The sequence below is a fragment of the Saccharothrix sp. NBAS 001 genome (genome assembly GCF_056640475.1).
The window spans coordinates 3,899,701-3,925,123 of sequence record NZ_CM153251.1; the positions used below are offsets into that span (position 1 = coordinate 3,899,701).

6 protein-coding genes are annotated in these 25,423 nt (G+C 77.0%); all 6 read right to left on the reverse strand.

Going from position 1 to position 25,423, the window contains the following annotated elements:
• Genes AC0HI0_RS16315 through AC0HI0_RS16340 form a run of 6 tightly spaced genes read right to left on the reverse strand, consistent with a single transcriptional unit; the run spans position 1 to position 25,408 of the window.
• Positions 1–1,248 carry a diaminobutyrate--2-oxoglutarate transaminase gene (locus AC0HI0_RS16315; RefSeq protein WP_480933211.1) on the reverse strand — a complete coding sequence of 416 codons (1,248 nt, stop codon included), beginning with the start codon at positions 1,246–1,248 and terminating at the stop codon, positions 1–3.
• Positions 1,245–2,447 (reverse strand): cytochrome P450, encoded by a 1,203-nt coding sequence (locus AC0HI0_RS16320; protein WP_480933212.1) that lies wholly within the window; start codon positions 2,445–2,447, stop codon positions 1,245–1,247. Before AC0HI0_RS16320 ends, AC0HI0_RS16315 begins: the two co-directional genes overlap by 4 nt.
• Positions 2,444–3,391 (reverse strand): TauD/TfdA family dioxygenase, encoded by a 948-nt coding sequence (locus AC0HI0_RS16325; RefSeq protein ID WP_480933213.1) that lies wholly within the window; start codon positions 3,389–3,391, stop codon positions 2,444–2,446. Before AC0HI0_RS16325 ends, AC0HI0_RS16320 begins: the two co-directional genes overlap by 4 nt.
• Positions 3,388–3,597 (reverse strand): MbtH family protein, encoded by a 210-nt coding sequence (locus AC0HI0_RS16330; protein WP_480933214.1) that lies wholly within the window; start codon positions 3,595–3,597, stop codon positions 3,388–3,390. The genes AC0HI0_RS16325 and AC0HI0_RS16330 overlap by 4 nt, the downstream gene beginning before the upstream one ends.
• A complete protein-coding gene (locus AC0HI0_RS16335; RefSeq protein ID WP_480933215.1) occupies positions 3,594–25,151 on the reverse strand; it encodes a non-ribosomal peptide synthetase in 21,558 nt (7,185 codons plus the stop codon). The genes AC0HI0_RS16330 and AC0HI0_RS16335 overlap by 4 nt, the downstream gene beginning before the upstream one ends.
• Complete coding sequence (locus AC0HI0_RS16340; protein WP_480933216.1) at positions 25,148–25,408, reverse strand: acyl carrier protein; 261 nt, start codon at positions 25,406–25,408, stop codon at positions 25,148–25,150. Before AC0HI0_RS16340 ends, AC0HI0_RS16335 begins: the two co-directional genes overlap by 4 nt.
• Positions 25,409–25,423 lie beyond the last annotated feature (15 nt).

Genomic DNA, 25,423 nt, shown 5'->3' on the forward strand with positions numbered 1-25,423 from the left:
TCAGACCGACGCGGGCGCGACGGTGTCCAGCACGACCTCGCCGACCAGGTCGCCGACCTCGGACCAGTCGGCGAGCGGCATCGTCAGCGGGGGCAGGAGTTTCAGCACCCGGCCGGCGCCCGCGGTCTCGGCCACGACCCCGGCGCGGAACAGCGCCGCGCGGACCCGTTCGGCCAGGTCCGGGTCGGCGAACCGGAGGCCGCTGAAGGCCCCGCGACCCGCGACCTCGGCGACGCCCGCCGGCAGACCGGCCACGATCCGGCGCAGCAGCGCGGGGATCTCGTCGGCGAGCCGGGCGGCGTGCGCGACGAACGCCGGGTCGTCCCACAGGTCCAGCGCGGCCGTGCCCGCGACGAAGGCCAGGTTGTTGCCCCGGAAGGTCCCGTTGTGCTCGCCGGGCGCCCACCGGTCGTGCTCGCGCCGGATCAGCAGGGCGGCCACCGGCAGGCCCATGCCGCTCAACGACTTCGACAGGCACACCAGGTCCGGCCGCAGGTCGGGTGCCGGGTCGAAGCCGAAGAACGTGCCGGTGCGCCCGCACCCGGCCTGGATCTCGTCGGCGACGACGAGCGCGCCCACCGCGTCCGCGTACGCCCGCACGGCGGTCAGCCACGGCCCGCTCGCGACGGTGAGCCCGCCCTCGCCCTGCACGGTCTCCAGCAGCACGGCGGCCGGCGGTGGCGCGTCCTGGAGCGCCGGGACGTCGTCGTGGGGCAGGATCGTCACGTCCCGCAGCGGCACGCCCGCCGCGCCGCGCAGCAGCGGCGAGCTGGTGGCGGCCAGCGCGCCCAGCGACGCGCCGTGGAACCCGCCCCGGAACGCGATCACACCGGTGCGCCCGGTCGCCTTGCGGGCCGGCTTCAGGGCGGCTTCGACGGCGAGCGTGCCCGCCGGGCCGGGGAACTGCACCACGTGGTCGGCCATGCCGCGCGGCACGAGCACGGTGTCGGCGAACCGGCGCAGGAACTCCGCTTTGGCGGTGGTGTGCAGGTCCAGCGACTGCACCGGGCCGCCCGAGGTGAGGTAGTCGACCACCCGCCGCACCATCTCCGGCGGGTTGTGGCCGTAGTTCAGCGCGCCCGCGCCGCACAGCAGGTCGACGTAACGCCGCCCGTCGACGTCCCACAGGTGGTGTCCGGCGGCGCGGGCGAACACCGCCGGGAAGGCGCGGCAGTAGCTGCGGACGTTCGACTCGTACCGGTCGAACACGTCGAGGTCCACCGCGCTGCCCGCCGGTCCGGGCGTCACGGGAGCAACCGCACGGGCAGGCTCCGCAGGCCGCTGAGCATGGTGGAGTAGACCGGGGCCGGCGCGCCGGCCGGTTCGAGCGCGCGCACGTGCTCGCGCAGGGCGGTGAGCAGCGCGGCGATCTCGACCCGGCCCAGGTGCGCGCCGAGGCAGTAGTGCGGGCCGTGCCCCAGCGACAGGTGCCGGTTCGGGGTGCGGGCGAGGTCGAACGTGTCGGGTGCGGCGAACACCGCCTCGTCGCGGTTGGCCGAGGAGTTCCACACCGTGACGATGTCGCCGGCCGCGACGGGCGTGCCGGCCAGCGCGGTGTCGACCGCGGCGGTCCGTCCGAAGTGGATGGCCGGGGTGGTCCAGCGCAGCACCTCGTCCACGGCGGTGGCCACGTCCGCCGTGCCGTCGCGCAGCGCCCGCCACTGGCCGGGGTGGTCCAGGAAGGCCCGCACCGCGCCGGTCATCGCCAGCCGCGCGGTCTCGTCGCCGCCCAGGATGAGGCTGTAGCAGTTGGCCACGACCTCGTCGGTGGTCAGCGGCACGCCGTCGACGGTGCCCGCGACGAGCACGCTCACCGCGTCGGACCCGGGTCGGGCGCGCCGCTCGGCGGCCAGCTTCTCGAAGTAGCCCAGGATGTCGTTGCGGGCTTCCCACACGTCGACGGGCGACTGCTCGGCGGTGTCGGAGCCCAGCGCGACCCCGGTCAGCGCCAGCAGGTGCGGCCGGTCGGCGACGGGCACGCCGAGCAGGTCGCAGATCACCGCCAGGGGCAGCGGCGCGGCGACGTCCTCGGCGAAATCGCACGCACCCCGCTCGACGGCCGCCGCGACGAGTGCGCGGGCGTGCTCGGCGACCCGCTCGACCGCGCCGGCCAGCCGCCGGGGCGCGAACGCCTCCATCAGCACCCGGCGCAGGTCGCGGTGCCGGCGGCCGTCGGTGACCGCGGCCATCACGCCGCTCGCGGAGTCGCCGCCCGTCAGCAGCGAGGCCAGCACGTTGCCCCGGGCGGAGGAGAACCGGTTCGGGTCGAGGTAGACCTCGGTCGCCTCGGCGTGGCGGCTCACGACCCAGAACCCGGGCCGGTCGGCGATCGGCCGGTGCCACCACACGGGTGCGGTGGCGCGCAGTTCCCGCCACACCTGCGACAGGTCGTGCTCGGCGTGCAGCACCGGGTCGGCCAGGTCGAGGCCCGCGACCGCCGGGGTCATCGGGCCAGCACGCTTGCGTCGGCCGGCCGGTGGTCGCGGGAGCGGCGCAAATCGGCGAACGCGAACACGCGTTGCAGCCAGCGGTCCCGGCCGTCGTAGCGCGGGGTGAACTCCGACCGGCCGTGCAGGGTCACCCGGTTGTCCACGACGGCGAGGTCGCCGGGCCGCAGCCGGGTCCGGTCGTGCCGCCGGGCGACGGCCGCCGCGAGTTCGGCCAGCGCGGCCCGGCCCGCGTCGGTGGCCGCGCTGGTGGCGACCTCGTCGAAGCACAGGTCCGGGTCGGCCGGGTCGCCGGTGAGCACGGCGTGGTCGCGGTGGCGGCCGGAGCCGCCGAACGAGGGCGGCGCGAGGGTGGTGAACTCGGGGCGGGCCAACGCCGCGCGCGCGTCGGCGGTCAGGTCCGGCAGCACCCGCCGCGCGCAGCAGGTGCGCAGTTCGGCGACCGCGTCGTGGTCCTGGCGCAGGCACAGCAGCAGCACGAAGTCCGGGCGGTGCGGGTGGAACGCGTTCTCGGTGTGGAAGGTCAGTTCGACCGAGCCGGTGTTGCCCTGCACGGTCTCCTGGCCGGGCACCGGCACCACGTCGTGCACCAGCGCGCCGGTCTTCTCGGCGGCGAACGAGCCCGGGTCGCCCAGGCCGTGCGCGACGAGCAGCAGCAGCGCGGCCGGCAGCGAGGGGGTGCGCTGCGCGGAGCCCGCCGCGCTCGGGGTGTCCGGCACGTCCCCCAGCGGGAGCCCGCCGACCAGCAGCCGGCCGTCCGGCCCGGAGTCCCGGCGGAACTCGCGGACCAGCCGGCGCAGCGGGACCGGCGCGTCCTCCCAGCCGGCGCGCGCGGCGGCGATCCACCCGGGGTCGTCCACGCTCGTGGTCGCGCTGTCCACCAGGGAGCGCGCGAGCAGGCCGAACGCCACCACGTCGGCGGTGGCGAGCGTGGTGGTGCTCATCGACCCATCGCCTCGATCAGGCTCGCCGGGCGCAGGTCGGTCCACTCGCGTTCGACGTGCGCGAGGCAGTCGGCGCGGCCGGCCGGGCCGAACTCGGTGGTCCACCCGGCGGGCACGGCGGCGAACGCGGGCCACAGCGACCGCTGGTCCTCCGCGTTGACCAGTACCAGGTAGACGCCGTCGGGGTCGTCGAAGGGGTTGGTCACGGCGTTGTCCTCTCCTGACGGTGCAGCCGGCCGGTCAGCAGCCGGCCGATGACGGCGGCGGGCCGGTCGGCGAGCATGCCGTTGTGGGTGGCGGCCACCGGGTGCACGTCGATCCGGCCGGTGACGTGGGGTCGCCACAGCAGCGGGTCGCGCGGCGACTCGCCCGGGTCGAGCCGGGTCGCCCGGCAGAACACCAGGTCGCCGGTGAACGTCCGGGGCACGTGCCCGGCGGCGAGCGCGCTGTTGCCGACGAACACGTCCCGGGCGGCGACGAGCCGGTCGTGGTCGAGGCCCGCGAGTTCGGCCGGCGGCGCGACCCCGGCGAGCAGTTCGGCTTCCGGGCGGTCCGGGGTGCCGGGGTCGCGCGGGTAGGTGTCGAGCAGCGCGAGCAGGGCGACCTCGTGCCCGGCTTCCTGGAGCCGCACGGCCAGTTCGTGCGCCACGAGGCCGCCGAACGACCAGCCGACGAGCCGGTAGGGGCCGCTCGGCCGGACCTCGCGGACCAGGTCGAGGTAGTGGGCGGCGAGCGCGCCGAGGTCGGCCGGGCGCGGGGTGCGCCCGTCCAGGCCCGGGGCCTGCACCCCGTAGACCGGCCAGCGCGGGTCCAGGTGCCGGCTCAGCCCGGCGTAGGCCCAGCTCAGCCCGCCCAGCGGGGGCAGGCAGAACACCGGGACGCCGGGGCCGGTGCGCAGCGGCAGCAGCGGTGCCGCCGGGTCGCCGGCGGTGCGGCGCTCGGCCAGGCCCGCGACGGTGGGCGTGTCGAACAGCGCGCGGACGGTCGGCGCCCAGCCGAGTTCGGCGCGGACCCGGCCGACCAGCCTGGTGGCGAGCAGGGAGTGGCCGCCCAGCGCGAAGAAGTCGTCGTCCACGCCGACCTCGGGCACGCCCAGCACCTCGGCGAACAGCCGGCACAGCGCGCGTTCGTCGGCGGTGGCGGGCGCCCGGCCGGTCGGGGCGTGCGGCGGCGGCGCGGGCAGCGCGGCCCGGTCCAGCTTGCCGGTGGTGGTCGTGGGGAACGCGGGCAGCACCACGACCGCCGACGGCACGAGGTGTCCGGGCAGGTGGGCGGCGACCCCGGCGCGGGCGGCGCGGGGGTCGACCTCGCCGGTGACGTAGCCGACGAGCGCGTCGTCCCGCAGCACCACGACCGCGTCGCGCACGCCGGGCTGCGCGGCGAGCGCGGCCTGCACCTCGCCCGGCTCGACCCGGACACCGCGCACCTTGACCTGCTGGTCGGCGCGCCCGGCGAAGTGCAGGACGCCGTGGCGGTCCAGCCGGGCCAGGTCGCCGGTCCGGTACATCCGCCCGCCGGGGCGCGCCGGGTCGGCGACGAACCGGCGCGCGGTCAGGCCCGGGTCGCCCGCGTAGCCCCGGGCGACCGGCGTGCCCGCCACGTACAGCTCGCCGACGACGCCGGGCGGCACCGGGCGCAGGCGGGCGTCGAGCACGTAGGCGTGGGCGCCGTCGACGGGCCCGCCCAGCGGGACCAGCGGGTGCTCGTCGTCGTCGGGTTGCCACGCGGTCGCGTCGCAGGTCAGTTCGGTGGAGCCGTACTTGTAGCGGGCGGGGAAGCCGAACGTGGCGGTGAACCGGTCGTGCAGGTCGCGGGTGAGGGCTTCGCCGCCGACGAACACGTGCCGCAGCGTCGCCAGGTCGGCCGGGTCGGCGGTGGCGAGCAGCACGGCCAGCATCGACGGCACGAAGTGCGCGGCGGTGATCCGGTGGCGGGCGACCAGCGCGGCCAGGTGCTCGGCGTCGCGGTGGCCGCCCGGCTCCACGACGACGGTGGTCGCGCCGGTCTGCAGCGGCCAGAAGAACTCCCACACGGCCACGGTGAACCCGACCGGGGTCTTGTGCAGCACCCGGTCGTCCGGGGTCAGCCGGTAGGTGCGCTGGAGCCAGCGCAGGTGGTTGACCACCGAGTCGTGCTGGACGACCACGCCCTTGGGGGTGCCGGTCGAGCCGGAGGTGAACACCACGCACGCCGGGTGCCCGGGGCGCAGCGGCGCGGTGCGGTCGGCGTCGGTGGGCGCGGTGTCGGGTTGTCCGGCGGCGTCGGCCGGGTCCAGCACGGGCCGGCCCGGCACCAGGTGCGGGCGGTCGGTCACCACCAGCCGCGCGTGGGCGACCAGGGCGGGCAGCCTCGGGTCGTCGAGGTCCGGCGAGACGTACGCGCCACCGGCCTTGACCACCGCGTGCGCGGCCACCAGCAGTTCGGCCGAGCGGGGCAGGACGAGCGCCACCACCGACTCGGGTCCGATCCCCCGGCCGATCAGCAGGTGCGCCAGCCGGTTGGCGCGGCGGTCGAACTCGCGGTAGGTGATCGCGGTGGTGCCGTCGAGCACGGCGACCGCGTCCGGGTGCGCGGCCACCGCGCGTTCGAACTCCTCGACCAGCGTGCCCGGCCGGGGGTCGGCGGCGGGTCCGGCGACCGCGCCGGTCTCGCCGGGCAGCAGCACGTCCAGCGCGCCGATCGGGGTGGTCGGGTCGGCGGTGGCCTGGTCGAGCAGCCGGCGCAGCCGGGCCGCGATCCCGGCGGCGGTGTCCCGGTCGAACAGCGCGGTGGCGTACTGCACCTCGCCGTCGACGCCGGCGGGCAGGCCCTGCGCGTCGAACCGCTCGGTGAGGCTGAACGACAGGTCGAACTTGGCGGCGGGCAGGTCGGCGGCGACCGGCGTCGCGGTCAGGCCGGGCAGCGCGAACACCGCCTCGGCGTTGTTGCGGAACGACAGCGCCACCTGGAACAGCGGGTGCCGGCCGGGCGCGCGGTCCGGGCCGGCCGCCTCGACCAGCCACTCGAACGGCAGCTCCTGGTGCGCGTAGGCGTCCAGCGCGGTGGCCCGGACCCGGCCGAGCAGGTCGGCGAACGCGGGGTCGCCCGAGGTGTCGGTGCGCAGCACCAGCGTGTTGAGGAACAGGCCGACGACGCCGTCCAGCGCGTCGTCCACCCGGCCCGCGACCGGTGTGCCGACCGGGATGTCGGTGCCCGCGCCCAGCGCGGTCAGCAGGGCCGCGATGCCGGCTTGCAGCACCATGAACACCGTCGCCGCGTGCTGTTCGGCGACCGCCGCCAGCGCGCGGTGCGCCGCCGCGTCGAACTCCAGCGGCACGGCCGCGCCCGCGCTCGTCGCGGTCGCGGGCCGGGGCCGGTCGACCGGCAGCGCCAACTCCTGGGGCAGCCCGGCCAGCACGTCGCGCCAGTGCGCCGCCTGCCGGCCGCCGAAGCTCGTCGGGTCGTCGGCCGCGCCCAGCACCTCCTGCTGCCACCGGGCGTAGTCGGCGTAGCGGACGGGCAGGTCCGCCCACTGCGGGCGCTCGCCGAACAGCCGGGCGCGGTAGGCGGCGGCGAGGTCGGCGGCGAGCACCCGCATCGACTCGGCGTCGCCGGCGATGTGGTGCAGCAGCACCAGCAGCACGCTCTCCCGGGGTCCGGCGCGCAGCACCCGGACCCGCACCGGGACCTCGCCGGCCAGGTCGAACGGGCGGGCGACCTCGGCCGCGACCCGGTCGGCCACCTCGTCGGGCCGCACGTCGAGCACCTCGGCGACGCCGTCCGCGCCGGGCCGGACGACCTGGTGCGGCCCGGCGTCGTCCTCGGCGAACACGGTGCGCAGGACGTCGTGCCGGCGCACCACGTCGGCGACCGCCGACACCAGCGCGTCGGTGTCGAGCACGCCGTGCAGCCGCAGCGCCAGCGGGATGGTGTAGGTGGGTGACGGGCCCTCGAAGCGGTGCAGGAACCACAGCCTGCGCTGGGCGGACGACAGCGGCACCCGGTCGGCCGGCGGCAGCGCGACCACCCCCGGGCGGGCCGCGTCGAGCCGGTCCAGCCGGGCGGCCAGGCCGGCGACGGTGCGCGCCTCGAACACGTCGCGGGCGGGCAGTTCGACGCCGAGCACCGCGCGGGCCCGGCTGACCAGCCGGGTGACCCGCAGCGAATGGCCGCCCAGGGCGAAGAAGTCGTCGTCCACGGACACCGCCGGCACGCCCAGCACCTCCACGAACAGCCGGGCGAGCACCTCCTCGCGCGGCGACCGGGGGCCTCGGCCGCGTCCGGCGTCCGGGACCGGCGCGGGCAGCGCGCGGTGGTCGAGCTTGCCGTTGGGGGTGGTCGGCAGCGCGTCCAGGACGATGATCGCGGACGGCACGGCGTAGTGCGGCAGGGTGCTCTCCAGCACCGCGCGCAGCCGGTCGCGGTCCGGCCGGCGGCCGGGGCGGGGCACCGCGTAGGCGAGCAGCACCCGCTCGCCGCCGGCGTCCTCGCGCACCGCCACGACGGCCTGGCGGACGTCCGGGTCGGCGGTCAGCGCCGCCTCGACCTCGCCCGGCTCGATCCGGAACCCGCGGACCTTGACCTGGGCGTCGGCCCGCCCGACGAACTCCAGCAGCCCCTCGGCGTCGTGCCGGACGAGGTCGCCGGTCCGGTAGGCGCGCGCGCCGGGCGGGCCGAACGGGTCGGCCACGAACCGCTCGGCGGTCGCGCCGGGCAGCCCGAGGTACCCGCGCGCCACGCCCGCGCCCGCCAGGTACAGCTCGCCGGTCACGCCCGGCGGCACCGGGTTCAGCCGGGCGTCGAGCACGTAGGCGCGCCGCCCGGCGAGCGGGCGGCCGATCGGGACGGTGCCGCCGGGCACCCCGGTGACCCGGTGGGCGGTGGCGAACGTGGTGGTCTCGGTCGGCCCGTACCCGTTCACCGGGGCCACGCCGGCGGCGAGCGCCCGGCGGACCGCGTCGGGCGAGGCGGCCTCGCCGCCGGTCCACACCTCGCGCAGCCCGGCCAGCACCGCCGGGTCCTCCTCGGCCAGCACGGTGAACAGCGCGGCGGTGAGGAACGCGGCGGTGACCTTCTCGTCCACCAGGAGGCGGCGCAGCGCGGCCGGGTCCGGTTCGCCGGGCGGCGCGACGACGACCCGGCCGCCGGACAGCAGCGGCGTCCACAGCTCGTAGGTCGAGGCGTCGAACGCGTGCGGGGACCGCAGCAGGACCCGTTCGTGGGCCCCGCCCCGCCAGGTCGGGTCGGTGGCCAGCGCCACGACGTCCCGGTGCGTCACCGCGACGCCCTTGGGCGTGCCGGTCGAGCCCGAGGTGTACATGACGTACGCGAGCTGGTCGGGGTGGGCGGGCGCGTCGGGGCCCGCCGGGTCGGGCGTCGGCGCGGGTGGGGTCCGGCCGAGGTGGATGGCGGGCAGGCCGTGGTCGACGCCGTCGTCGGTCACCACGGCGACCGCCGCCGTGTCGGCGAGGATGCGCTCCAGCAGGGCGTCGGGGTGCCGGGTGTCCAGCGGCACGTACGCGCCGCCCGCGCGCAGGACCGCGAGGGTGGCCACGACCAGGTCCGCCGACCGGGCCACCCGCAGCGCCACGGCGGACTCGGGCCGCACGCCCAGGGCGCGCAGCCGCGCGGCCAGCCGGCCGGAGGCGGCGTCGAGGTCGGCGTAGGTGAGGGCGTGCCCGCCGGCGACCACCGCGATCGCGTCCGGGTCGGCGGCGACCCGGTCGGCGAACAGGCCGGTGACGGTGTGCCCCGCCGGGTCGCGGGTGTCGCCCTGCCAGTCGTGCAGCACGCGGCGGCGCTCGTCGGCGGAGAGCACGTCGAGCCGGCTCAGCGGGGTGTCCGGCGCGGCCCGCACGGCGGACAGCAGGCGGACCAGGCGGGCCGCGAGGGCTTCGACCGTGGCGCGGTCGAACAGGTCCGCGGCGAACTCCAGCGTGGCCGCCACCGCGTCGTCCGGGGCCTGGACGAACGTGAGCGAGAGGTCGAACTTCGCCGACGGCGAGGCCAGGGGGTGCGGTGTCGCGGTCACGCCGGGCAGGTCGAGCGCCGTGGGCCCGCCGGTGTTGTCCAGGCCGACGGTCGCCTGCACGATCGGCTGCCGCGCCGTGGAGCGCTCCGGGTTCAGCTCCTCCACCAGGCGTTCGTAGGGCACGTCCTGGTGGGCGTAGGCGTCCAGGTCGACCGCGCGGACGCGGGCCAGCAGTTCGGCGAAGGTCGGGTCGCCGGACAGGTCCACCCGCAGCACCAGCGTGTTCACGAACAGGCCGACCACGTCGCGGGTGGCCTCGTCGGTGCGGCCGGCGACCGGCGCGCCCAGCACGATGTCGGTGCCCGCGCCGTGCTTGCCGAGCAGGGCCGCGAACGCGGCGTGCAGCACCATGAACAGGGTGGCCCCGTGCGCGCGGGCCAGGGCGGTCAGCCGCGCCGCGCCCGGCACGGCGAACGCGACCACGTCGCCCCGGTGCGAGGCGACGGCGGGGCGCGGCCGGTCGGTGGGCAGCGCCAGCTCGGCGGGCGCGTCGGCCAGCAGGTCCACCCAGTGCGCCAGTTGGCGGGAGAGCGCGCTGCCGGGGTCGCGGTCCGAGCCGAGCACGTGCCGCTGCCACAGCGTGAGGTCGGCGTACTGGACGGCGGGCGGCGGGAGGTCGGGTGCCAGGCCCGCGCGGCGCGCGGTGTAGGCGGTGGACAGGTCGCGGGCCAGGGTCGTCATGGACACCGCGTCGCCCGCGATGTGGTGCAGCACCAGGACGAGCAGCAGATCGTCGGCGCGGCGCACCAGGCGGGCGCGGAACGGCGGTTCGGCGGCCAGGTCGAACCGGTGCCCGACCACGTCGGCGACCGCCGAGTCCGAGTCGTCCACGACCTCGGCCGGCGGGCCGGCGGCGTGCACGACCTGGTGACCGTCCCGGTAGGTGGTGCGCAGGGTTTCGTGCCGGCCGACCACGTCGGCGATCGCCGAGGTCAGCGCCGCGACGTCCACGGCACCGGTCAGCCGCAGCGCGACCGGCACGTTGTAGGTGGCCGACGGGCCGTCCAACTGGTGCAGGAACCACAGGCGTTCCTGGGCGAACGACAGCGGCAGCCGCTCGGGTCGGGGCAGCGCGCGGAACGGCTCGGCGCGCCGGCCGCCGGTCACCGAGGCGGCGAGCCCGGCGGCGGTCGGGGTGTCGAACACCCGGCGCAGGTCCACGTCCGCGCCGGTGGCCGCGCGGATCCGGTTGACCAGCGCGGTGGCCAGCAGGGAGTGCCCGCCCAGCGCGAAGAAGTCGTCGTCGGGGCCGACCCCGGGCACGCCCAGCACGTCGGCGAACAGCCCGCACAGCAGCTCCTCGACCTGGTCGCGCGGGGCGCGGCCGGCGGGCGCGGTGGGCGCGGGCAGCGCGGCGCGGTCGAGTTTGCCGTTGCGGGTCAACGGGATCGCGTCCAGCTCGACGACCGCCGAGGGCACCAGGTGGGCGGGCAGCACGGCGGCCAGCGCCGCCCGGACGTCGGGCAGCACGCCGTCGGCCACCACGTAGGCGACCAGCGCCTGCTCCCGGACGACGACCGCGGCCCGCCGCACGCCCGCCAGGGCGGTCAGCGCGGCCTCGACCTCGCCCGGCTCGACCCGGTACCCGCGCACCTTGACCTGCTCGTCCACCCGGCCGCCGAACTCCAGCACGCCGGCGGAGGTCCACCGGGCGCGGTCGCCGACCCGGTACATCCGCTCCCCCGGCCCGCCGTGCGGGTCGGCCACGAACCGCTCGGCGGTCGCGCCGGGCAGTCCGGCGTACCCGCGCGCCAGGCCGGGACCGGCCAGGTACAGCTCGCCCCAGACGCCGTCGGGCACCGGCCGCAGCCGCTCGTCCAGGACGTACGCGCGCGCGTCGGGCAGCGGCCGGCCGATCGGCACGGGACCCGAGGCGTCGGGCGGCACGACGTGCGCGACGCAGCCCACGGTGGCCTCGGTGGGCCCGTACTCGTTGACCACCAGCGCGTCCGGGTGGCGCGCCCGCCACCGGGCCAACGCCGCGCCGTCGAGCGCCTCGCCGCCGACGACCAGGGTCCGCGCGGACACCCCGTCGAGCAGGGGCAGGTGGCTGGGCGTGACCTTGAGCAGGTCCGGCGCGCCGGCCAGGGCGCCCAACCGCACCCGCCCGCCGGTGGTCAGCGGGGTGAACAGCACGGTCACCGGCATGTCGAAGGCGGGCGAGGTGTGCACCAGGGCCTCACCGGAGGCCGCCGGGTACAGCTGCGCCGCCGTGCGCAGGTAGCCGGCCAGCGCCACGTGCTCGACCACCACGCCCTTGGGCCGGCCGGTCGAGCCGGACGTGGAGATCACGTACGCGGCCGAGCGCGGGTGCACCGCGATCCCAGGCCGGTGGTCGGGTTGGCCGGCCAGGGCGGGGACCTCGGTGAGCACCAGCCGCGCGCCGGCCGCGAGCGACGCCACCCGCGCGGGCGGGTCGGCGTGGTCGATCGGCAGGTAGGCCGCGCCGGACTTGAGCACGCCGAGCAGCGCCACCACCAGGTCCGCCGAGAGCGGCAGCACGACGGCGACCACGTCACCCGGCCCGACGCCGTGCCCGGCGAGGTGGTGGGCGAGCCGGTTGGCCCGCCGGTCGAGTTCGGCGTAGCGCAGCGAGGTGCCGGCGGAGAGCACGGCGACCGCGTCCGGCGTACGGTCGACCTGCGCTTCGACCAGGTCGACGACGAGCGCGTCGGACCGGTCGCGGGCCGTGGCGTTGCGGGCCGCCGTCACGGCGAGTTCGGCGGGGGTGGGCGGCGCCAGGTCGCGCACCGGTCGGGACGGGTCGGCGACGGCGTCCGCGAGCAGCCGCGCGAACCGCCCGGCCAGCGCCTCGACGGTGCCGGGGTCGAACAGGTCGGTGGCGTACTCCACGACCCCGGTCCAGCCGGTCGCGGTCTCCTCCAGCAGCAGCGAGAGGTCGAACTTCGCCCGGTGCGCGGGCAGGTCCACCAGCGACACGGCCAGGCCCGGCAGCGAGGGCGCGGCGCTGGGCGGGTTGACCGCGAGCATCACCTGGAACACCGGGTGCCACGCCCGGGAGCGGGTCGGGTTGAGCACCTCCACGAGCTGTTCGAACGGTGTGCCGGCGTGCGCGTAGGCGGCCAGGTCGGCGGCGCGCACGCGGGCCAGCAGTTCGGCGAACGTCGGGTCGCCGGACAGGTCGGCGCGCAGCGCGAGCGTGGTGGCGAACAGGCCGACGAGGTCTTCGGCCGCGCGGTCCGGGCGTCCTTCCACGGGCGTGCCGATCACCACGTCGGTCCCCGCGCCGGAGCGGCTCAGCAGCGCCGCCAGGGCGGCGTGCAGCACCATGAACTCGCTGGCGCCCCGCTCCCGGCCCAGCTCCGCCACGGCCGCGCGCAGCCCGGCGGGCACCGTGAACCGGTGGGTCGCGCCCCGGTGCGACGGCGTCGCGGGGCTCGGCCGGTCGGCGGGCAGGGTGGTCCGCTCGGGTGCGCCGGCGAGCGCGGCGGTCCAGAACGGGATGTCGTCGTCGGGCAGTTCCCGTTGCCACAGCGCGAAGTCCGCGTACTGGACGGGCAGCGGCGGCCGGTCCGGGGCGTGCCCGGCCAGGCGGGCGGCGTACGCGGCGGCGAGGTCCGCCGCCAGCACGCGCAGGGACGTCCCGTCGCCCGCGATGTGGTGCACCACCAGCACGAGCACGTGCTCGCGGTCGCCGGCCCGCAACAGCGTCGCGTGCACCGGGTGCTCCGCGCCGATGTCGAACACCCGGTCCGCCGCGCGGTCCAGGGCGGCGGCCGAGTGCTCCTCGACGGTGAACGGGGGCTCGCCGGCCAGCAGCACCTGGTGCGGCCCGTCCGCGTCGGCGGCGATCACCGTGCGCAGAACTTCGTGCCGTGCCACGACATCGCCGAACGCCGCCCGCAGCGCGGCCACGTCGAGTTCGCCGGCCAGGTGCAGCGCGACCGGGATGGTGTAGCTCGCGGACGGCCCGTCCAGCCGGTCCAGGAACCACATCCGCTGCTGCGCGGCCGAGAGCGGGACGCGCGCCGGCCGGGGCCGGGCGGCCAGCGGCGGCCGGGCGGGCGCGGTGTCGGCGAGCAGCCCGGCGACGCCGACCACGGTCGGGTGCTCGAACACGTCCCGGACGGACAGTTCGGCGTCGAACACCTCGCGCACCCGGTTGACCAGCCGGACGGCCAGCAGCGAGTGCCCGCCGGACCGGAAGAAGTCCTGCTCCGCGCCGACCTCGGGCACGCCCAGGACGTCGGCGAACACCTCGGCCACCCGGGTTTCCAGGCCCGGCGCGGGCGCGCGGCCCGGACCGGTCACGTCCGGCGCGGGCAGGGCGCGCCGGTCGAGCTTGCCGTTGACGGTGCGCGGCAACGAGTCGAGCACCACGAACGCGGAGGGCACCGAGTAGTCCGGCAGCGCCCGCGCGGCGGCCGTCCGCAGGGTCTCGACGTCCACCTCCGCCTCGGGCACGACGTAGGCGACCAGGCGCTTGTCGCCCGGCCGGTCCTCGCGCACCACGACGGCCGCGTGCGCGATCCCCGGCACGGCGGTGAGCACGGCCTCGACCTCGCCGGGTTCGATCCGGAACCCGCGGATCTTGGCCTGGTCGTCCACCCGGCCGGCGAACTCCAGCAGGCCGGCGGGCGTCCACCGGGCCAGGTCGCCGGTCCGGTACATCCGGCTGCCCGCCGGGCCCTCCGGGTCGGCGACGAACCGGCCCGAGGTCAGCCCCGGCCGGCCGTGGTAGCCGCGGGTGACCAGCTCGCCCGCGATGTACAGCTCGCCGACCACGCCGATCGGGGCGGGGCGCAGCCGGTCGTCCAGGACGCGGGCGGCGGTGTTCCACGCGGGCGTGCCGATGGTGACGACACCGGGCGGCACGGTGTCGCCGGGCGCGACCCGGAACACCGTGCAGCCCACCGTGGTCTCGGTGGGCCCGTACTCGTTGAGGACGGTCGCGCCGGGGTGCGCGGCCCGCCACACGGCGAGCGTGTCGGAGGGCAGCGACTCGCCGCCGAGCACGAGCTGGTGGCGGGGCGAGAACTCGTCGGGCACCTCGCCCAGCAGCGGCAGGTGGCTGGGGGTGGCCTTGACGAAGTCGGGCCGCCCGACCGAGCCCTGCGGACCGGCCGCGCCCCAGCCGACCAGTTCCACCGAGCCGCCGGAGATCAGCGGGCCCCACAGCCCGGTGGCGGTCAGGTCGAACGCGACCGGCGAGTGCACCAGCGCCCGCCCGCGCAGGCCGTCGTACTCGTGCGCGGCCCAGGCCAGGTAGGCGACCAGGGAGCGGTGCTCGACCACGACGGCCTTGGGCCGGCCGGTCGAGCCGGAGGTGAAGATCACGAACGCGGCGTTGCCCGGCCGCGCCCGCCCGACCTCGCCGGTGCCGCTGTCCAGCGGCGACACCACGGGGATCGCGCCCGCGCGGTCGGCGAACTCCGGGGTGGTGATCACCGCGACCGGCGCGATGTCGTCGAGCATGAACGCCAGCCGCCGCGCCGGGTGGCCGAGGTCCAGCGGCAGGTAGGCCGCGCCGGACTTGAGCACGGCCAGCAACGCCACCGGGACCAGTTCGGAGGTGGGCAGCAGCACGGCCACGAACCGCTCCGGGCCCGCGCCCAGCTCGGCCAGCCGCCGGGCCAGCGCGGTGGCGCGCGCGTCCAGGTCCCGGTAGGACAGCGTGGTCGCGCCGAACACCACGGCCGGTGCGTCCGGGTGCAGCGCCACCCGCGCCTCGACCAGGTCGGTGAGCGTGCCCGGGGGCAGCTCGTGCGCGGTGTCGTTCCAGCGCGCCACGAGCGCCCGCTCGGCGTCGCCGACCACGTCCAGGTCGCCGACCCGCCGCTGCGGCTCGGCCGCCACCGACGCCAGCACGTCCACCAAGCGCGCGACGAGCCGCCGCGCGGTGGCCGGGTCGAACAGGTCGGTCGCGAACTCCAGCAGCCCGGACAGCCCGCCCGCGCGCTGCTCGGTGAGGAAGAACGCCAGGTCGAACTTGGCGGTGGCGGAGGTCAGCGGCACCACCCGGCCGGTCACCCCGGGCAGGTCCACGGCCAGCTCGTAGATCTCCTGCTGGTCGGCGTCGGCCCAGTTGAGCTGGACCTGGAACAGCGGGTGCCGGCTGGTCGAGCGGGCCGGGTTCACCGCCTCCACCACGCGCTCGAACGGCACGTCCTGGTGCGCGTACGCGGCCAGGTCCACCGCGCGCACGCGGCCCAGCAGCTCGGCGAAGCTCGGGTCGCCGGACAGGTCGACCCGCAGCACCAGGCTGTTGACGAAGAACCCGACGAGCCGGGCCAGCGCCTCGTCCGGCCGGTTGGCGACCGGCGAGCCGATCACCACGTCGTCGCCCGCGCCCGAGCGGTGCAGCAGCGCGGCGAGGGCGGCGTGCACGACCATGAACAAGGTGACGTGGTGGGTGCGGGCGAGGTCGACCAGCCCCCGGTGGACCTCGGCGGGCACCGCGAACTCCACCGTCGCGCCCCGGTAGGACGAGACGGCGGGGCGCGGCCGGTCGGTCGGCAGCCCGTGCTGCTCGGGCATCCCGGCCAGCACGGAGGTCCAGTGCGCCAGCCCGTCCGCCAGCCGCCCGGCCGCCGCGTCGCGCTGCCACACCGCGTAGTCGGCGTACTGGACCTCCAGCGCCGCCCACGGCGGGCGCCCGCCGCCCGCGCGGGCCGCGTAGGCGGTGGTGAAGTCGTCGGCCAGCGGGAACATCGAGGCCGCGTCGCCGGCGATGTGGTGCAGCACGATCAGCAGCACGTGCTCGCCGCCGCCGAGGTCGAACAGGGTGGCCCGGATCGGCGCCTCGGCGGACAGGTCGAACGGGGTGCCGACGACCTCGGCCAGCGCCGCGTCGACGCCGGCCGCGTCCAGGCCGTCGGCGCGCACGGTGGTCAGCGGCGGGATGGCGGGCAGCAGGACCTGGCACGGCCCGTGCCCGTCCTCGGTGACGACCGTGCGCAGCGCCTCGTGCCGCGCGCCGACGTCGTCCAGCGCGGCGGCCAGCGCCGCCACGTCCAGCTCGCCGGACAGCCGCAGCGCGATCGGCAGGTTGTAGGTCGCCGACGGCCCCTCCAGCCGGTGCAGGAACCACAGCCGCTCCTGGGCGTGCGAGAGCGGCACCCGGTCACCGGCCGGCCTCGGGGTCACGGCGGGCCGCCGGGCCGCCGCGCCGTCGAGGCGTTCGGCGATCGCGGCGGGGGTCGAGTGGTCGAACAGGGTGGCGAGTTCGACCTCGACGCCGAACGTGGCGCGGATCCGGTTGGCCAGCCGCGCGACCGACAGCGAGTGGCCGCCCAGCGCGAAGAAGTCGTCGTCGGCGAACACCCCGGGCACACCGGTCACCTCGGCGAACAGCGCGCACAGGAGTTCTTCGCGGGGACCGGCGGGCGCGCGCCCGGTCAGCGGCGCGAAGTCCGGCGCGGGCAGCGCGGCGCGGTCCAGCTTGCCGCTGGGGGTCTGCGGGAACGCGGGCAGCTCCAGCACCAGCGGCGGCACCATGTGCGCGGGCAGCGTGGCGGCGAGCCGGTCGCGCAGCTCGGCGTGGTCGACCGGCGCGGCGAGCACCACGTAGCCGACCAGCCGCTGGTCGTGCACCGCGGCGGCGGCGCGCGCCACGCCGGGGTGCCCGGCCATCACGGACTCGATCTCGCCCAGTTCGATCCGCTGGCCGCGCAGCTTGACCTGGTCGTCGGCGCGGCCGAAGTACTCCAGTTCGCCGCCGGTGGTCCAGCGCACCAGGTCCCCGGTGCGGTAGAGCCGCTCGCCGGGCGCGCCGAACGGGTCGGCGACGAACCGCTGCGCGGTCAGCGCGGGCCGGTCGAGGTAGCCCCGGGCCAGCTGCACGCCGCCCAGGTACAGCTCGCCCCGGACGCCGGGCGGCACCGGCGCGAGCCGGGCGTCCAGCACGTACGCGCGGGTGTTCGCGACCGGGCCGCCGATCAGCACCACGCCGGGTTCGGCGGGCGTGGTCCAGCGGGTGACGTCGATCGCGGCCTCGGTCGGCCCGTAGGCGTTGGTCAACACGGCGGTGGACTCGCGGTGGAACCGGCGGATCAGCTCGGCGGGCATCACCTCGTCGCCGGACTCGACGTACCGCACGGACGCGGGCAATGGGGCTTCGGCGAGGAACGCGGCCAGCCGGGTCGCGCCGAGGTGCGCGACGGTGACCGACTCGCGGTGCATCAGCCGCGACAGGTAGACCGGGTCGCGGTGCCCGCCGGGCTTCGGCACGACCAGCGCCGCGCCGCGCGACAGCGTCCAGAACACCTCCCACACCGAGACGTCGAACCCGGTGGGGGTCGCCTGGAGCACCCGGTCGGCCGGGCCGAGCGGGTAGTCCCGCTGCATCCAGTTGAACCGGTTGGCCATCGCCGCGTAGGTGTTGACCGTCCCCTTGGGACGGCCGGTGGAGCCGGAGGTGTAGATGATGTACGAGCCGTTGTCGCCGTGCGCGAGGACGCCGAGGTTCGCCGACGACTCGTCGGGCGCGTCGACCGGGATCCGCTCGAACCCCTCGACGTCGACCCGCGCCATCAGCAGCGCCGCGCCGGAGTCGGCCAGCAGGTAGGCGATCCGGTCCGGCGGGTAGCCGGTGTCGACCGGGACGTAGGACGCGCCGGCCTTGATCACCGCCCACAGCGCGACGACCAGGTCCACCGAGTACGGCAGCATGACCGCGATCCGCGACTCGGGCCCGATCCCGCGCCGGCGCAGCGCCCGCGCCAGCCGGTTGACCCGGCCGTTGAACTCGCCGTAGGTGACCCGCTCGTCCTCGAAGACCACCGCGACGCCGGCCGGGTCCTGCGCCTCCAGCAGCTCCACGATCGACGGTTCGTCCCAGCTCGCGGCGGTGTCGTTCCACGCGTGCAGCACCTGGCGGCGCTCCCGCGCCGACAGCACGTCCACTTCGGACACCCGGCGGCCGGGGTCGGCGGTGACGGCGGCCAGCACCCGCAGGAACCGCTCGGCGAACGACTCGGCGGTGCTCCGGTCGTACAGGTCGGTGGCGTACTCCAGCCGGCAGCGCAGCCGGTCGCCGTCGACCACGCAGTCGAAGTGCACGTCGAACTTCGAGGTGGCCGTGGTGACCGGGTCGACGTCCGCGTGCGCGCCGGGCAGTTCCAGGTCGGCGTCGGAGAAGTCCAGCAACGCCACCATGACCTGGAAGAACACGTGCCGGGACCGGGACCGCTCGGGCTTGAGCTGCTCCACCAGCCGCTCGAAGGGCACGTCCTGGGCGGCGTAGGCGGACAGCCCGGTGTCCCGGACCCGGTCGAGCAGCTCGGTGAACGCCGGGTCCCCGGAGGTGTCGAAGCGGTAGACGACGGTGTTGATGAACACGCCGACGACCCGGTCCAGCACCGAGTCGGCGCGGTTGGCGACCGCGCCGCCGATCGGCACGTCCTCGCCCGCGCCCAGCTTGGTCAGCAGCAGCGCCACAGCCGCCTGGAGCACCATGAACGGGGTGCTGCCGGTGCGCCCGGCGAGGTCGAGCACCGCCGCGTACAGCTCGGGCGGCACCTCGAACGGCACGTGCGCGCCCGCGTGCGTGGCGACCGCCGGGCGTGGCCGGTCGGTCGGGAACGTGACCTCCTGCGGCAGCCCGGCGAGCCGTTCCCGCCAGTGCTCGACCTGGCGGTCCAGCTCGGCGGCGAGCGTGCCGCGCTGCCACAGCGCGAAGTCCGCGTACTGCACGTCCAGCGGCGGGTAGCGCGGCGGGCGGCCGGCCAGCCGCGCGGTGTAGGCGGCGGTGAGGTCGTCGGCCAGCGGGCGCATGGACGAGCCGTCGGTGGCGATGTGGTGCACCACGAGCAGCAGCACGGCCGTCTCGGGCCCGGTGCGGAACAGGGTGGCGCGCACCGGCAGGTCGGCGGTCAGGTCGAACGGCCGCGCGGCGGGCCCGGTCAGGTCGGGGTCGGGGCCGTCGAGGACCTCCAGCGCCGGTCCGCCGCCGGGCGGCAGCACGACCTGGTGCGGCCCGTCCGCGTCCTCCGGGTACACGGTGCGCAGCGGCTCGTGCCGGTCCACGACGTCGGCGAGCGCGGCGGCCAGCGCCCCGGCGTCGACGGGGCCGGCCAGCCGGATCGCCAGCGGGATGTTGTAGGTGCCGGAACCGCCCTGGAGGCGCTGGAGGAACCACATCCGTTCCTGGGTGAACGACAGCGGCACCCGGTCCGGGCGCGGCGCGGCGACCACCCCGGCCACGTCGGGGGCGGACGCGGCGAGCCGGGCGGCGAGCCCGGCGGCGGTGGGCGCGGCGAACACGTCGCGCAGCGTCAGCCGCAGGCCGAACTCGTCGCGCACCCGGTGGGCCAGCCGGATCATCAGGATCGACGTGCCGCCGTGGGCGAAGAACCCGTCGTCGGCGGCCAGGTCGGGCACGCCGAGCACCTCGGCGGCCAGGTCGCGCAGGCGTTGTTCCTGCGGGGTGCCGGCGGGCGCGGGCAGGGGCTCGACGGCGGCGGGGGTCGTGGTGAGCGCCCGGTCCCCCGGCGTGACCAGCGCGCCCAGCGGCACGTCGAAGTCGTGCGCGACCCGGGTGGCCAGCGCGACCAGCCGGTCCGCGAGCGCGGCGGCGGTCGGGCCGTCGATGCGGCCGGTGAGGTGCGCGAACCGCAGCCGCAGCGCCGGTTCCGGGAACACCGAGAGGGTCAGCGGGTAGTGCGACCGCTCGACCAGGTCGGCCCGGATCCGGCGGCCGGCCGGTGGCGCGGGGTAGTTCTCGAACGCCAGCACGGTGTCGAACAGGTCGCCGCCCCGGGTCAGGTCGGCCAGCCCGACCTGGTGGTGGTCGGCCAGGTCGGCCTGCCGCCGGCGCAGGTCGTGCAGCAGGTCGGCGAACGACCGCGCCGGGTCCAGCCGGGCGCGCACCGGCAGCGTGTTGATGAACAGGCCGATCATGGACTCCACGCCGGGCAGCTCGGCGGGCCGGCCGGACACCGTCGCGCCGAACACCACGTCGTCGCGTCCGGTCGCGCCGCTGAGCACCAACGCCCACAACGCCTGCACGACGGTGTTGAGGGTGGTGCCGCGCGAGCGCGCGAGGGCGGTGATCGCGGCCGTGACGTCCTCGGGCACGGCCACCTCGTGCACGGCGTGGCCCGGTCCGCCGGCGGCGGGCGCGAGCAGCGTCGGCCCGGTCAGGCCGTCGAGTTCGGCCCGCCAACGGGCGACCGACCGCGCCCGGTCCTGCCGGGCCGACCAGGCGAGGTAGTCGCGGTAGCGGGGCGCGGGCGGCAGGTCGACGCCGTCGTGCAGCGCGAACAGCTCGTGCACCAGCAGCGGCAGCGACCAGCCGTCGAGCAGGAGGTGGTGGTGGGTGACCACCAGCCGGTCGCCGAGCACGGTGAACCGCAGCAGCGGCGGGCGCACCACGCTGAACCCGCGCGCCCGGTCGGCGGCCAGGAACCGCGCCAGGTCCTCCCCGGCGTCCCGCACGGCGACCACCGCCCCGGTGGCGGCGGGCACGACCTGCACGGGCGCGCCGTGCGAGCGGCTGCGGAAGCCGGCGCGCAGGTTGGGGTGCCGGCGCAGCAACGCGGTCGCGGCGGCGCGCAGTCGGTCCACGTCGACCCCGCCTTCGACGCGCAGGACGAGCTGGCCGACGTACGGGTCCTCCTCCTCGTACAGGGCCAGGAACAGCAGCCCTTCCTGGAGCGGGGCCAGCGGCAGCACGTCGACCGCGCCGGGGAACCGGTCGAGTTCGTCCTGGCCGATCTCGACCAGCGGCACGTCCGAGGGGGTCAGCCCGCCGGCCGTCCGCCCGGCGAGGTCGTGCAGCGCGGCCACCCAGCGGTCGGCCAGCGCGCGCACCGGGGCGTCGTCGAGCAGGGTGCCGGGGAACGTCCACGCGGCGGTCAGCGCGCCGTCCCGGACGTGCGCGTCGATCTCCAGCCGGTGCGCGAACGGCAGCGCGTCGTCGGCGAGCAGCGCGACCGGCTCGACGCCGGGTTCGTCGGCGAACGCCCAGCCGGGCGGGTCGATCCGGCCCAGGTAGGTGAAGCCGATCGGCGGCGCGGTCGGGCGCGCGGGCCGGCGCAGGTCCTCCTTGGTGCGCTTGAGCTGCTGCTCGGCGAGGTCGAGGCGGACCGGCACGATCCGGGTGAACCAGCCGACCGTCGTGCTCACGTCCAGACCGGGCACCTGGTCGCGGCCGTGCCGCTCGACGTCGACGGCCAGCGGTTCGCCGACCGCGCGGACCAGCGCGGCGAGCAGCACGTCCTCGGCGGTGCCCCGCACCGCTGCGGGCAGCGCGGTGACCAGGGTGTCGGTGAGGTCGGCGGACAGCGTGACGGTGATCGTCCGGGCGGTGCCGCGCACGTCGACGGCCGGGTCCGGCGGCCGGTCGCCGATCGTCCACTCCGGACTCGCGACCGGTTCGCCCGGTTCCTCGGCGGGCAGTGCGGCAGCCCAGCGCCGCCACGACGCGCCGGCGGGCGAGAGCCGCGCGGGCCGGCCCTCGCCGAGCGCGGCGAGCGCTTCGGCCAGGTCGGGCAGCAGCACCCGCCAGGACACGCCGTCGACCACGAGGTGGTGCAGCACCAGCAGCAACCGGCCCGGTTCCGCGCCCCGGTCGAACCACACGACCCGGCCGACGACCCCGTCGCGGGGTGCCAGCGCGCTCCGGGCGGCCTCCCGCTCGGCGGCGACGTCGACGCCTCGGACCACCCAGTCCGCCGCCGACACCGCGCCCACCGGGCGCACGGTCGAGCCGCGCAGCCGCAGCGCGTCGTGCCGGTCCAGCACCGCCTGCCAGGCGGCCGTCAGCCGGGCGAGGTCCAGCCCGGGTTCGGCGACCAGCAGCACGGACTGGGCGAACCCGTCGGTCGGGCCGCCGAGCCCGGCCAGCCACCTCGCCATCGGCGTGGCCGGCACCTCGCCGACCGGGTCGTCCACCTCGACCACCGCGCGGCCCGCCACCTCGGCGAGCGCGGCGACGGTGGGGTGGTCGAGCACGTCGCGGGCGGCGAGCAGCAGTCCCGCCGCGCGGGCGCGGCCGACCAGGCGGATGGCGTGGATGCTGTCCGCGCCCGCCGCGAACAGGTCGTCCTCGACGCCCAGGTCCGGCCGGTCGAGCAGGTCGGCGAGCAGGTCGCGCAGCACGCGCTCGGTGCCGGTGCGCGGGTCTCGCCCGGTGGGGGCGTCCGGCGCGGGCAACGCGCGCCGGTCCAGCTTCCCGTTGGGCGTCAACGGGATCTCGGGCACGGTGAGCACGGCGGCGGGCACCAGGAACGCGGGCAGCCGGGCGGCCAGCCACGCCCTCGGCTCGGCCCGCGGCGCGCCGGTCAGGTAGCCGACGAGGTGGGTGCCGCCGGTGGCGGTGCGCCGGGCGACCACGACCGCGCGGTCGACGCCGGGCAGCCCGGCCAGCACCGCCTGCACCTCGCCGGGCTCGACCCGCTGGCCGTTGACCTTGACCTGGTCGTCGGCCCGGCCCGCGTACTCCAGCACGCCGTCGGCGCGCCGCCGGGCCAGGTCGCCGGTCCGGTACATCCGGGAGCCCGCCGGGCCGTGCGGGTCGGCCACGAACCGCTCGGCGGTGCCGGTGGGCAGGTCGAGGTAGCCCCGGGCCAGCTGCACGCCCGCCAGGTACAGCTCGCCGACCGCGCCGGCCGGTGCGGGGGCGAGCGCGGCGTCCAGCACGTAGGCCGCCGCACCCGCGACGGGCGTGCCGATCGGCACCGCGCCGGAGTCGTCGCACTCCCACGCCGTCGCGTCGATCGACGCCTCGGTGGGCCCGTAGTAGTTGAACAGGCGCGCCGAGGTCGCCGCGCGGCAGCGGCGGACCAGCTCCGGCGGCAGGGCTTCGCCGCTGGACACCAGCAGCCGCAGCGAGTCCGGGAACGCGCCGTCGGCCAGGAACACGGCGAGCAGCGACGGCACGAAGTGCGCGACGGTGACCCGCTCGGCGGCGAGCAGGGCGGTCAGCGCGGCCGGGTCGCGGTGCGCGCCCGGTTCGGCCACGACCAGGGTCGCGCCGCAGGTCAGGGGCAGCAGCAGCTCCCACACCGAGACGTCGAACCCGATGGGGGTCTTGTGCAGCACGCGGTCGGCGGCGGTGGTCCCGTGCCGCTCGCGCATCCCGGCCAGCCGGTTGGCCAGGCCGTCGTGCGTGATCACGACGCCCTTGGGCGTGCCGGTCGAGCCCGAGGTGTGCAGGACGTAGGCGGCGTCGGCACCGAGCACCCCGGCGTCGAACGGCGTGGCGTCCTCGTCGGGGAACTCGCCGGTGGCGGTGGTGATCGTGAACGCCGCGCCCGCCGTGAGCCGGTCGACCCGGTGCGCGGGCAGGTCGGGCTCCACCGGCAGGTAGGCCGCGCCGGCCTTGAGCACGCCGAGCAGCGCCACCACCAGTTCCACCGAGCGCGGCAGCGCCACGGCGACCCGGGATCCGACGCCGACCCCGGCCAGGCGCAGCCCCCGGGCGACCCGGTCCGACCGGGATGCCAGCTCCCCGTAGGTGATCCGCGCGCCCGCGAACACCACCGCCTCGGCGGCCGGGTCCTGCGCCCGCACCGCCGCCAGGACCGGGCGGGCGTCCGGCGGGGGCGTGCCGGCGTGCCACCTGCGCTCGGCGTCGGTGGACGGGTCCAGGCCGCCGATCGGGCGGTCCGGCTCCCGGGTCGCGGCGGCGAGCAGCCGCACGTACCGGTCGCGGTGGCCGGCCAGGCTCTCCGGCGTGAACCGGCCGGGGTGCCCGTTGAACGTCAGCCGCAGGCCGTCGGCCGGGCTCGCGTCCAGCACCAGGTCGCGCACCGGCCCGGACGCCAGGTGCCGCACCTGCGCGTCGACCCGGCCCGCCCGCACCCGGTCGACGGCGAAGGGCAGCACGTTGACCGCCGGGCCGGACACGTCCCGGTGCGCCCGGCCGACCGGGAACCGCTGGTGCCGGGTCACGTCCGGCAGCCGCTCGGCGACCTGCGCGCACAGCTGCGCGAAGGTGTCGGACGGGCGTACGCGCAGCCGCAGCGGCACGTCGTTGACCTGCATGGACGGCGTGCGCAGGGCGTGCGGGCCGAGCCGGGCGGCCATGAACAGCCGGACCACGACGTCGGTCGCCCCGGTGGCGCGGTGGGTGTGCGCGGCCATCGCCGCGATCACCGGCACGGACCAGCGCCCGGTGTGCGGCGCGTCGGGCACCAGCGCGGTCGCGCCGGGCAGGCTGCGCGCCGGACCGGTCGCGCCGGTCCCGAGGTCGGCGGGTTCCGGCGGGTCGGCCAGCGCCGCCGCCCAGTGCGCGCGGTCCCGTTCGAAGCGCGGCGACGCGGTGTAGCCGGCCTCCTCGGCGAGCACGTCGGCCAGCGCGCCGAACCCGGCCGGCGGGGGCTGTTCACCGGCCTGCAGCGCGGTGTAGACCTGCCAGATCCTCTTGCCGTACAACGACAGCGCGTACGCGTCGAGCAGCACGTGGTGGTAGCGGAAGTACAGCCAGTGCCGGCGCGGGCCCAGCCGCAGCAGCACGTGCCGGAACAGCCGCTCGTCGGTGACCGCGAGCGGCGCCGCCTGGTCGGCGTCGACGAACGCCCGCGCGGCGGTCTCGTCCGCGACCTCCACGACCTCCAGGTCCCCGGCGAGGTCGGTCACGGTCTGGGTCGGCGGGTCGAGGGTGAACCGCACCCGCAGCGCCTCGGTGTCGGCCACCGCGCGGCGCACGGCCGCCGCCAGCAGGGCGGCGTCGACCTCGTCGGGCACGTCGAAGTAGACGCCGCAGGTGAACAGGGCGCCGCCGGGCGCGAGCCGCTCGGCGACCAGGACGTCGTGCTGCGCGGCGGTCAGCGGGAGCGCGGTCACGACGCGGCCCGCTTCCCGATCAGCTCGACCAGCGCGGCGGCCAGGGCGTCGATCGTCGGGTGGTCCCACGCCAGCGCCGGGTCCAGCACCAGGTCGTAGCGGTCCTCCAGGTCGGCGGACAGGGCGAGCGCGGTCAGCGAGTCCAGCCCGTACTCGGTGAGTTCCACCCCCGGGTCGACGTCCTCGGGCGCGCGCTGGAGGTAGGTCGCCACGCGCTCGACCAACCACGCGCGGACGTCTCGTGGGTCGTCGGCCATCGGGCTTCTCCTCCG

Coding starts and splice junctions, on each gene's coding strand:
- AC0HI0_RS16320 (WP_480933212.1), bottom strand. CDS start 2,447: ATGACCCCGGCGGTCGCGGGCCTCGACCTGGCCGACCCGGTGCTGCAC.
- AC0HI0_RS16325 (WP_480933213.1), bottom strand. CDS start 3,391: ATGAGCACCACCACGCTCGCCACCGCCGACGTGGTGGCGTTCGGCCTG.
- AC0HI0_RS16340 (WP_480933216.1), bottom strand. CDS start 25,408: ATGGCCGACGACCCACGAGACGTCCGCGCGTGGTTGGTCGAGCGCGTG.